Origin of the sequence: Streptomyces sp. NPDC004667, from assembly GCF_040609475.1 — a bacterium.
In the GTDB taxonomy this organism is placed as follows: domain Bacteria; phylum Actinomycetota; class Actinomycetes; order Streptomycetales; family Streptomycetaceae; genus Streptomyces.
In genome coordinates, this window is the sequence record NZ_JBEXKC010000141.1 from 1 (window position 1) to 11,067 (window position 11,067).

General features: G+C 70.9%; 8 protein-coding genes and 1 pseudogene. 1 reads left to right on the forward strand and 8 read right to left on the reverse strand.

All coding sequences use genetic code 11. The features are described 5' to 3' along the window. Window positions 1–222 precede the first annotated feature (222 nt). From ABZW32_RS37165 to ABZW32_RS37190, 6 genes are all read right to left on the reverse strand, one after another. Window positions 223–1,842, reverse strand: coding sequence for a beta-1,3-glucanase family protein (locus ABZW32_RS37165; protein ID WP_356224943.1), 1,620 nt, complete (start codon window positions 1,840–1,842; stop codon window positions 223–225). 381 nt (window positions 1,843–2,223) lie between these two features. After that, window positions 2,224–3,513: an ATP-grasp domain-containing protein gene (locus ABZW32_RS37170; protein WP_356224945.1), complete on the reverse strand. Its 1,290-nt coding sequence runs from the start codon at window positions 3,511–3,513 to the stop codon at window positions 2,224–2,226. An 11-nt stretch (window positions 3,514–3,524) separates the two neighbouring features. After that, on the reverse strand, window positions 3,525–4,388 hold the full coding sequence (locus ABZW32_RS37175; RefSeq protein ID WP_356224946.1) for a hypothetical protein: 864 nt from the start codon (window positions 4,386–4,388) through the stop codon (window positions 3,525–3,527). Between the two features lie 137 nt (window positions 4,389–4,525). Then, entirely contained in the window at window positions 4,526–4,885 is a 360-nt protein-coding gene (locus ABZW32_RS37180; RefSeq protein WP_356224947.1) for a hypothetical protein, read from the reverse strand. A 648-nt stretch (window positions 4,886–5,533) separates the two neighbouring features. Then, entirely contained in the window at window positions 5,534–5,773 is a 240-nt protein-coding gene (locus ABZW32_RS37185) for a cold-shock protein (RefSeq protein ID WP_356224948.1), read from the reverse strand. Between the two features lie 204 nt (window positions 5,774–5,977). After that, a complete protein-coding gene (locus ABZW32_RS37190; RefSeq protein ID WP_356224949.1) occupies window positions 5,978–7,492 on the reverse strand; it encodes an alpha/beta fold hydrolase in 1,515 nt (504 codons plus the stop codon). A gap of 272 nt (window positions 7,493–7,764) precedes the next feature. Between ABZW32_RS37190 and ABZW32_RS37195 the strand changes: the two genes are divergently transcribed. Further along, entirely contained in the window at window positions 7,765–9,366 is a 1,602-nt protein-coding gene (locus tag ABZW32_RS37195; protein WP_356224950.1) for a hypothetical protein, read from the forward strand. A gap of 20 nt (window positions 9,367–9,386) precedes the next feature. On the opposite strand, the gene ABZW32_RS37200 is transcribed toward ABZW32_RS37195, so the two are convergent. Both ABZW32_RS37200 and ABZW32_RS37205 read right to left on the reverse strand, forming a co-directional pair. Beyond that, window positions 9,387–10,784 carry a HAMP domain-containing sensor histidine kinase gene (locus tag ABZW32_RS37200; RefSeq protein WP_356224952.1) on the reverse strand — a complete coding sequence of 466 codons (1,398 nt, stop codon included), beginning with the start codon at window positions 10,782–10,784 and terminating at the stop codon, window positions 9,387–9,389. 193 nt (window positions 10,785–10,977) lie between these two features. Then, window positions 10,978–11,067 (reverse strand): annotated as a pseudogene (locus ABZW32_RS37205) (DNA-binding response regulator); the annotation flags it as partial.

Here is an 11,067-nt window from a genome sequence, read left to right on the forward strand (position 1 = left end):
CGCCTACCTGATCTACACGGCCTTCGCCCTGCTCTCGATCCCCTTCATCCTCAAATGGGTGCCGGAGACCAAGGGCAAGGCGTTGGAGGAGATGGATCTCCCGGCCGCGCCCGCGCCCGCACCGGCGCCGGCCTCGGCCTCGGCCTCGGGAGGACGGCGCCGGTAGGCGACGGCGGGACCGCTTCCCGGCCGGCGGTCACCGGGTGCCGGGAGCGGAGCGGATCAGCCTCCGAGCGTCAGCGTCAGGCTCGTCGGGGTGTCGGCGTTCGGGAGGATCATCACCGAGCTCTTCTCGTGCACGTCGTCGTAGGGAAAGGCGTAGGCGAGGCCGTCCAGGCTGATCGAGTGGAAGAAGGCGGCGTAGTCGTTGAACGGAACGCCCGTGCCCTTGGCGTAGTACCGGGACGCGTCCGACCAGGTGGCGGGATCGTTCAGCGCCACCCCTCGGTTGAACGCGGCGCACAGGCGGGCCTCGACGAACTTCTCCGTGTCGCTGCCGGAGGCCAGCGCGCCCGCACAGGCGGCCACGTCCGCGGTCGAGGGCTTGTTGACGGCGCCCTTGCCGGCTTCCACGTCCTTGCCGTCCTTCTTCTCGAACCGGGTGAAGGCCAGCTGCGGACGGCCGTCGGCGCCGGTCTTCGTGGCACCCCGGTAAGTGGTGTCCCCGTCGGCGAGGGTGAAGCCGGACGCCCACTTCTCCCATGCCTTGTCGATCGTGGCATCGAAGTAGTGCGCGGACGCGCCCCCGTCCCGGAACTGCGGCGAGGACCGGGGCGCGCTGATGTGGGTGCCGGCGGAGTTGACCAGGCTCTTGAAGGCCTGGCCGACGTCGGGTGAGTCCTTGTACGCCGCTATGACCTCGCTCGCGCTCTTCCCCGCTATGCCCACCTTCTTGTCGAAGCCGGACGAATCCTGTTTCAGTTCGGCGGTCATCGGGAGCGAGAAGCCGTCGACCTGGGTGGTGTTGCCGCCGAAGGCGATCTTGTCGTGCCGGTAGGTGAACTCGAAGAAGTCGTAGCGGGTGTCCCGGTTCGGGTCCTGCGGGTTGTTCGCATCGGGCTGCACGTAGCCGGAGTCGTCGTACCCGCCGGACGCGTTCCGGGCCGCGTCCATGAGGAGCGGCTGGTCGGAGACGAAGATCCGGCCGCCCTCCATGGACGGCGGAAGGCTGATGCCGTTCGCGCCGCCGGAGACCTTGAAGGACATCTTCGGGTAGGTCTTGCCGTCCTTGTGTTCCGTGTCCTGGTCACCGTCGGCGGGGTGGTACACGGGGATCGTCGTGCCGTCCGGGCGCAGGAAGGAGTAGTGGCCCGGGGTCACCTGGCCCACGACCGTGAGGTAGAGGTCCTTGCCCGGAGGCGTCTGGACCTTCAGGGGGAACGCTCCGGCGCCGTCCGGGGGCGGGGGCGTGTTCTGCGGGTTCCCGTCCTTGTCGAACCTGCCGGTGTCCACCGCCGCGCCCTTCGCGTCGGCGTAGGTGTACCAGTACTCGAAGTCGGGACCCGAGAGCGAGGCCTGCCGGCTCCACGTCCCGTCGTCCCCGCGCGTCATGCGGAAACTCTGGGTTCCCTCGGGCGCGCCCTTGACGACGTAGTGGACGTCGACGAAGCGGGAGTCCTTGTTGTCGGGCGCGGGGGTGAAGGAGAACGTGACCTGGTTGGTTCCGGGAGTCTTGGTCAGCTTCTGGGTGAAGGCGCCCGCCGGGGCCGGGGCTGCGGCGTGCGCGACGGAGGTCGCGACGAGCGGGGCGACCGGAAGGGCCAGCAGAGCCGCGGCACAGGCGACTGCCCGCAAGGGCACGCGCCGTCCGGTGGTCCGCCGGGCGAGAAGTCGGGGATTCATGTCGTCCTTCGCGTCGATTGGCGTGAGCAGCGTCCCATCGTGGTGCGCCGGGGCCGGAGAGGTGTGCCCGCGCGGGCACACCAAGGGGCCCGCGCGCCGGTCCGTTGGGGCCTTTCCCCCGTCGCGGGGTCTGAGACGGGCGTGCAGTCGGCGGCGAGGCGCGCGTCCTGGGTCCGTACGTCCTGCGGTCCGCCCTCGCCCGCCTGAACACCCGGATGCTCCAGGACGTGCTCGGCACAGCCGAGTGGAGAGAGCCGACGATCAGACGGACGGATGCCGATCGGGGGAGCGGGCGTTCATCGCCTGAGGCACACACTCCGGCCTGAAGCTGCCGCCGCCGCAGTGTGCCGGCTGGGGTCTTCCGGCCCGGGCGGGGCGAGGTCAGCGTGCTGCGGGGCCGTCCGGGCTGCGGTGGGTGAAGAGGTGGCGGGTGGTCAGCCGGTCGAAGCAGTCGAAGAGTTGCCGAGGCCGGTCGGCGGCGGCGGTCACCCAGGCCAGATAGTTGGAGCTTCCGCGCTCGGGTGAGAGCAGCGTGCCGACCGCGTGCGGCATCAGGGTGTCCTGGACCCCGGGTATCGCCAGGATCTCGTCGGTGGTGGGGACCGCGGTGAGCACGACGGGGTGGTCGGGGGGTTGTGGGATGAAGTAGGCGGCGTAGCGGTGCGGGACGGGCGGTGGGGGCAGTGGCCGTCCGGTCGCCGTCGCGGCGATGGCCCGGACGTAGTCGTAACCGGCGCTGAGGTGGAGGAGTTCTGCCATCCAGCCACCGATGCGGCAGTTGACCTCGATGACGACCGGGCCTTCGGCGGTGAGCTTCAGTTCGGTGTGGACCGCGGAATCGGTGATGCCGATGGCTTCGATCGCCACCGTGGCGCACTTCTCGATGTCGGCGAGCCGGTCGGCCGGCAGGACGGACGGCTGCATGCCGCCGTTCTCCCTGAACGGGTGGGACATCGGCAGCTTGTCGGTCACGGCGAGGTGGGAGATCTCGCCGTGGCTCACGATGGACTCGACACTGACGTAGTCGCCGTAGCGGGGATCCGGGTACCACTGGGAGCCGATGAGCCGCTGTTCCAGGATGAACGCGGGGGGACCGTCGGCCCGCGGGTCGGCGGCGTACGCCCGGCAGGCCTCGTCCCACAGTGCGTCGCGCTCGTCACCGGAACCGACGGCGTACGTGGCCATGCTGCCCGCACCGACGACCGGTTTGAGGACGGCCGGGACACCGACCCGTGCCAGGGCCTGCTCGAACTCCTCGAGCGTGCGGGCCTCGGCGAAACGGGGCACCGGCGCACCGGCCGCCCGGAGCCTCTCCCGCTGCTCGCGCTTGTTGCGCAGGGCCGCCAGGGAACCGCGGGGGTTGCCCGGAAGGCCGAGCGTTCCGGCGGCGGTGTGGGCCTCGACCACGGGAATCTCGCTGAACGCGACGATGCCGTCGGCGTCGTGGAGCCTGGCATAGGCGACGATGACGTCGGTGAGGTCGTCGCCCTCCTGCACGGCGGAACTCGGGCACCAGGAGTCGATGGGACGCCAGCGCCGCTCGTCCGCGACGGCGTTGCCGCTCGGGCTGCGCAGGATGTGGACGTCGTAGTGGGGACAGAGCCTGGGCAGGTACCAGTCCGGGGTGGGCCCGCCGGGGCCGTCTACGACGAGCAGGGTGGGTCGGGACACGGCAGCCCCCGTCAGTTCTCGGGTGTACGGGACAGCGGCGGGAGGTCCAGGTCGACGGCGTCGCCGACGAATTCGAAGCCGATGTGCTCAAGGAGCCGGCCGGAGCGCCGGTTGCCCGCCGTCACAGAACCGCCGAGACCGTGCAGGCCGGACTCCGCCGCAGCGGCCAACGCGTATCTGATCAGAAGCGGGCCCATCCCCCGTCCGCGTGGGGTGAGGTCCCGGAACAGCTGGGTGATCAGCGGGGCTCCCAGGGCGTGCGCTGTCATCACCGCGACCGGCCCCCGGCCGTCGGTGACGACCGAGCTGAAGGGCAGCATGGGGCCCAGCAGATCCCCCCGCCACAGACCTGCCAGCTCCGCGAGCCCGACCTCGGCCCGCCGGTAGCGCACCCGGTCGGGATGGCCCGCCGCGTACGCTCCGAGCCACAGCCCGTGCACGTCCTCCACCGGAATGTCCGCGGCGGGGCGCAGGGTGAGCGTCGGGGGGAGTGGCGGCCGCAGCCACCGGTGGTCGGGCCGGCGCGCGTCCAGATCCCATCGGTAGCGGTGGGACCGGCGCCGCACTTCGGCCCCCGCCGCCACCAGAGCGCCGGCCACCGCGCCGTCGGTGACCGCGATCCAGCCGGGGAGCTCCCGCAGCAGAACGGCGGCGGCTTCTTCCGGGCTGCCTTGCTCGATCCGCACCCCGGTCGCTCGGGGACGTCCCTGCCACCGCCCGGACCGGAAGCGCACGGCCGCCGATCCGTCGTCGTTCCACAGGGTGACGAGCGCGTCCTTCCCGGAGGCTCCCGCCACCGACTGTTCGTCACACACCACGACCTCACCGCCCGGAGTGCGCCCCGGCTTCGGCCCGACGCCGGTCGACAGACGCATCAATGTCAGTGGAACCGCATACGGTCCAGTCGGTCGTTCCCCCGATCGGGGGAACGACCGGCTGGACCGTGGTTCCTCCGCCGGCTGTTTCCCCACGGGGTGCGGGGGATCCGTCGACCGGAGTGCTCCGGAGCGGTTCAGATGCGTGCGGCCACCGGCCATTCCGTCAGGACGAATTCCTCGCCGAGCTGGCTCAGCGGCACGATGTGGAAGATCCCGAGCGGCTCCTGGCAGAAGGCGGTGTGGCCGCCGGCGCCCGCGCTGGTGACGGAGACGATCCGCAGCAGACGCGGTTCGTTCTCGTCGTCGGTCCGCCGGATCCACACCTGGCCCGGCCGGGCCACCACGTAGACGTTGCCGTCCGCGTAGGCCTCGCAGGCTATGGCGAGTGCTACTTTGTCGGGCAGCAGGTCCTGTTCGCGCAGCTCGGCACGGTAGCGGTTGATGAGCGCGGCTGCTCCCTCCGCGCCCACGACACGGTCGATACGAAATGCCATGACGATCCTCCTCCGGGTGCGGGCTTGGGATCCACTCTCGCCGTCCGCCACACCCCCCACCACAGCCCCGGACGCAGCTCAGCGCACCGCGAACGATGCTTCATGGTCTGCCCGTTCAGACCTGCCGACCCTGGTGGTGGAGGATCAGGTGCCGGATCGTCATGTGGTCCGTCGGGCCAGTCGGCATCGCCGCTCCCGAGCCTTCGAGGCACCACGAACGCGACGGTTGGCCGCCGCCCGCGGCGGCGCACGCCACCCCTGCGACCGGCCTGTACGGGACGCGAGTCGTCCGGCGCAACCGGATGACGGCCCGCCGGACCGGGGGGATGAGTCCGGGGGCCGCCGGACCCCCGGCCGACGGTGTAATCCGCCAGTTGCCCGACCGGGGACCGGGTTCCATCCTGTGCCCCGGAGTGCACGGGCGCATGGGCGGTTCGGGCAGCCCATCGGGCAGCCTTCTCCCCAGCTCTCCCCCGGGGTGCGTCCGGGCATCCACGGCTGTACACGGCGACCGCCGTGGCCGAAGCGGGCCTCGGCTCCGAGCGGAGGAAGAACCGGGCCGCAGCCGTGCGGGGACCGGGCACGGCTCCGCCGTCGGCGGTACCGGTGGTATCGCCGACGGCGGTTTTCCCGTTTCTTCCCCGGGAACTACCGTGCGGTCTTGTCCTGGGAGGTACGGACGACGTTGACGGCCTGCGGACCCTTGGGCCCCATCTCGACCTCGAAGGAGACGGGTTCGTCCTCGACGAGCTCCCTGTAGCCCTTGCCGAGGATCGCGCTGTAGTGGACGAACACATCGGCCGGAGCCGGTTTGCCCGGGGTGACGGACTGGCATATGAAGCCGAATCCCTTGTCGCTGTTGAACCACTTGACCGTGCCGGTTGCCATGTCGTCTCCGTAGTGCGGTGGCATAGAACGACGCATTTCATGCGCCCCTCCCATGAAGCCAGCCCGGCTTCTCCTCCAGCAGTGCCCGACGGGCACGAGATGGGGCACGTGGCGAGTGCGCCGCATTTGCCCGGACGGTCCGCGGGTTCCGGGAACGCCGTGGCCCCGGCTTTCAGGGCTGCGACACCGCACCGGGGTCGAGGGTCAGCCTCCGGAAGCGGTCGCCGGGCAGGTGAGGTCCTTGCCGGGCAGTTTGCCGGTGGCGAGGAATGTGTTGGCAGGGTCGTCGACGCACGGGTTGCCCGTGCGGTAGTTGACATGGGCGACGGTGTCGATCTTGATCATGCGTGTCCCCGCGGGCAGGAGCTCCTGAGCCCGCTCCGCGCCCGCGAACGGGGTGGCGAAGTCGTACAGGCCGCTGGAGAGCAGCATCGGCCCGGGGGCGTGAGAGGGGTCGAGGACGGGCTCTTCCGACGGCTGGGAGGGCCAGAAGGCGCAGGGGAGGATGTTCGCGACCATCGCGCCCGCGATCGGGTACTTCTTGGCGTATTCCTCGAGGTTCTTCTTGTAGACGGCCGGGTCGCGGGGCCACTGCGCGTCTCCGCACATCGTGCCGAGCTTGACCGCGAGGTAGTTGTCCGGATGCTCTCCCGCCGGCGCATCCGCCGCCGGCTCGTCAGGGGCGGCCGTGGGGGCCGGCTGAGGAGGCTGCGGTGAGGACCACCGCTGGATCTCCCGGGCGATCGCGTCGTTGTCGAAAGCCTGGACCACTTCGCGGATGACGTCACCGTTGACCGTTCCGCCGTCCGCCGGCTCCTCGTCCAGACGGGTGATCAGGTCGAGAACGGTCTTGCGGACCGTGGCCGGGGTGTCGCCGAGGTGCAGTTCCTCGTTCCGGGGCGCGGCCCAGGCCGAGAAGCGGTCCAGCTTCAATTCCCCCGTCGGCCCCTTCGCGAGCATGCCCTCGTACCAGACCGTCGAGGGGTCCATGACCGCGTCGAGTTCGAACCGGTCGGTGTGCTCGGGGAACATGTCCGCGTACACCATGCCCAGGTAGGAACCGTAGGACTTGCCCGCATAACTGATCTTGTCCGCACCGAGGGCCTGCCTGATGGAATCCATGTCGCGGGCGTTGTTCCTGGTGCTGATGTAGGGGAGGGCCCATCCGGCCTCCTTCCCGCAGCTCTCCGCCACCGTCCTGCTTCTGGCCACGTCCGCCTCGAACCCCTTCCCGCTCGGCACGCCCAAGCCGTCGTCCGGCAGTCCGCAGGTGATGGGTGTGCTCTGTCCGGAGAAGCGGGGATCGAAGCCGATCAGGTCATACCGGTCCAGGACGGCCTTCGACACGGGTTTCAGCCCTACCTCGGGCCGTCCGTGCGCGAAGTAGTACGGCTGGTGGATGTCGTTGTGCCCTCCCGGCCCGCCGGGGTTGATCAACAGGATCCCCCGGCGCTCGGCCGGATCGGCCGCCTTCACACGGGATATCTCCAAGTCGATCTTCCTGCCCCCGGGCTTCGCGTAGTCCAGGGGAACCTTCAGCGTCGCGCACTCCAGCCCCTTGAAACGGTCACCGCCCGCGCACCCGTGCCACTGCGGGGGCTGCCTGCCGCCTCCGTCCACCGGCTCCGCCGCCGAGGACACTCCCGCACACGACACGGCGAGCGACGCACCCGCCACAACGGCACCCACCCAGGCGCGCACGCCGAGAGCCAGTCTCATCCTTCACTCCAAACCTCCGGGACCCGGGTCCGCGGCATCGTCCCGCCACTTGGCGGCAAGCCTGCCAGCGGCCGCGTCCCCTCTCGTCCCCTGATCAGGGGACGAGAGGGCCGAAGCGGAAGGGCAGCGGCCGGCAGGCGGTCCTCCGTTCGAGGCATCACAAAGGGCCGCCCGGCCCACCCTGTTCGGTGCCCCGACACCGCTGTGGGCCCCCTTCCGGGCGGGGGAGGCTGAGTCCGGCACTTTGGCGGAGATTACGGAAGAAGGTCGGGATGCCTCGCTATGTCGTCGGTCACGGGACGTTCTCAGGGCCCGACACGTTCGTGCCCCGCGGCGCCGCCGTCAGCGTGTACGCGAACGAGAACGAGAAGCTCTCCATCGGCGTCGCCATGGAGATCGTTTCGCAGAACGGCAACGGGCACGAGGCGCGCCGGGTGTTCGCCGCCTCGCCCCTCACGGACGCCGTGCCGGTGGCCATACGCAATTTCATGCTCAAGCCCCTGGACCCGCACGAACTCCAGATGATCACGACGGCGGCCACGTCGAAGGCCGACGTGCACTACATCGGCTCCTCCGCCACCACTCCGCGGGCGATCCGGCTGTGTGAGGGCACGCCGGAGACCTGCCGCGAGGGCGTGCACCGCTGCGAAGGGCTGCTGGGCGGCGAGCTGGTGCGGGGCGGCGGCGAGCTCCGGCTGGTCTGCTGCCTGCCGATGGAGGGGCTCCAGGGAGTGGCGAACATGACGACGACCCTGCCCGCGGGTGCCTCCCCGGAAGGCCAGGCCCGGATCGACGAGGCGTCCTCGGAGGCTCGTCGGCTGCTGGACCTGCTGAGGAACCCTGACACGCGTGATCAGGCGGCCGATGTGCTGCGGAAGCTGGAGAGGATGCGGCCCGCAACCGCGGCGCGGCTGATGGAGAACATCGCGCTCGGCAACGAACTCGCCCTCCACGACGCGAGGGCCATGCGTCCGACCCTGGCCGGGCCGCACGCGTTCGTCAACTACCTGGCCGGCCTCTCGGCGGAGCAGCGTGCCTACGTACAGGAAAAGCTGGAGCCGGCCGTTCCGGGGCCGGACGCCTCCGCGACGGACACGTTCCTCGCCTCCTTCCCCACGGACGGTCTGGACGAGCGGTTCAGGAAATGGAAGTCGCTGACGGAGGACGCGCGTGCGGTGCTGAGGACCGAATCGGTGATCCTCGCGGACTGGGCGCGTGAGGAAGCGGCGATCCTCGCGTTCTTCGAGGAGTGCGCCAGGGGCCACCAGCCACGGGATCCGGTCAGCGCGGTCTGCTACGAGCGCCCCGACCTCGACGAGCGCCGTAGGTCCGAGATCGACGAGAGCGAGCCCCTCAAGGCCTGCCGGGAGAAGGTCCGGTCGTACTTCACCACGGCCAGCGGCGCGGACAAGCGTGCCGCATGGGACGCCATGACGGAGCGGCAGCAGGCCCTCATCCTCCACGTGATCCCCGACAGCCCGTCGCAGTGGCATGACGAGCAGGAGCCCGTCCCCGCGGCATCGGTCACGTCCTACGACGCGCAGGACCACTCCGACAGCGACGCGGACGGGCCCGCGCCGCGGAGCGTGCTGCACCTTCCCGACATGGGGGGCCAGGAAGCGCTGGGGAACGCCGTCGCCGACGATGTCGTGCACGCCCTCTTCGCGGACGGCGAGCTGATCTTCCTTTCCGACCCGCCCCCCTGCGTGCCGGAGGAGTACACCGCGCTGGTGTGCCGGGTCGTCTCGATGGACGACGGCCTCGACCGCACGTGCACGTTGGCGCTCGACGGGCAGCAGCCGCGGCCTGACGGGCTCCAGGAGGCCGTCGTCGCCTGGAACTCGTGCCATGACCCGCTGATCGTCTTCGAGTGATCCGGCCGCCGTCCGCACGGTCAGTCGGCCGGGCGTTCCCTGGGTGCGTCCGCCGGTTCGGCGGAGTGCGGGGTGCGGGGCGGGGACGGCGGGAGTGCGGGCGTTTCCCGGGGCGTCGGCCGGGAGGGGGCGCCGAAGGCGACGCGGACCCGTGCGCCGCCTCCGCGCGGGGTCTCCAGGAAGAGGGAACCGCCGGTGGACTGGGCGAGGCGGCGCACGATGTCCAGACCCAGCCCGCTCGATCCCGATCCGCTGGCCCCGCGTCGCAGGTGTGCCGGGTCGATGCCGGGCCCGGTGTCCTCGACGATCAGGGTCACCGTGCCGTCGTCGTGCCCGTCGACGCGCACGGCGAGGGCGGAGCCGTCCGGGGTGTGGCTGAACACGTTGCCCAGCAGCGCGTCGACCGCGGCGGCCACGCCCTCCTCCCCCGCACGGACGGTGTGACGCCGGCCGGTGACCGTGAAGCGGCAGGAACGGAGCTGGTCCTCGGCGAGCGGTTCCCAGAACGCGACGCGCTCCCTGGCGATCCCGGCCAGGTCGCAGCGTTCCCCGTGGTGCTCCAGAGCGGGGCGGCGCGCGCACTCGATGACGTAGCTGACCTCCCGGTGCAGTCTCCGTGCGCTCTCCAGTACCTGGGCCGATTCCTTGGGGTCGGCCAGCGACTGGGCCTGGAGCATCAGGGCCGCGACCGGGGTGCGCAAGCGGTGCGAGATGTCGGCGGCTGCCTCCCGCTCCGCCTCGACCCGGCTCTCGATCCTGCTGGCCAAGGTGTTGAACGAGGTGCCCAGTCGGCTCAGTTCGGGCGGCCCGCCGACGGCGACCCGGACGGTGAGGTCGCCCCCGGCCATTGCGGTGGCGGCGCAGACCAGGCGGTTCAGCTGGCGGGCGAGACTGCGCCCGAACCGGTCGGCGAGCAGGGCGGCACACAGGGGCAGCAGCAGCAGGGCGGCGGCGATCGCCATCCAGACCCGGTAGATGGCGTGCCAGGCGCGATCGGTGTCGATGAACGAGGCGACGACGACGCGCTCGCCGTCCTCGCTGGTCACCGGGATGAGGATGGCTTCCTCCGAGCCACCGGCCCCCAGGTGCTCGCGCACGGCGGTCAGCGTGTCCCGCGACGCGGCACGCGCCACCTCCGGCGGGACGGGGCTGATGTCGATTCCGGCCGTGTGGCCGTTGGGGAAGAAGACCGCGTCGCCCAGCGACGGGGGGACGAATCGTTTCAGCGCCCGTTCCAGCTCCGGTTCGTTCCCGGGCATGTCGGCGATGAGCGTGCCCAGGGCCACGGCCCGCGTGTGCGCCGCCGAATCCGCCTCGTGGAGGTAGGCGTGACGGGCGTAGAACGCCAGCGGCAGCGCGAAGAGCGCCGTGCTCAACAGGGCGGCCACGGCCACCCGTACGGCGATGCGGTACCGCATCAGGCCCGGGGCGCGTTCGGGAGGTGTGCTGCGGGGAAGGGCCCGGCGCGGTGCCCGGGTTCTTCGAGCGCGACCGTGAGGGCGGGGCGGGTCGGGTCGTCGTCCTCGTCGAGGGGCACGGGGGGCATGGTTCAGCCAATCGGGACGGTGCGGTGGGACACGGTCCCGGCGCGGGGGCCGGGAGAGGGCGGGTCTAGATGAAGCCCTCGCGGATCGCGTAGGCGACGGCGTGCGAGCGGTTGCGCAGGTGGAAGCGGCTGGTCACGTCGTGCAGCGTGTTCTT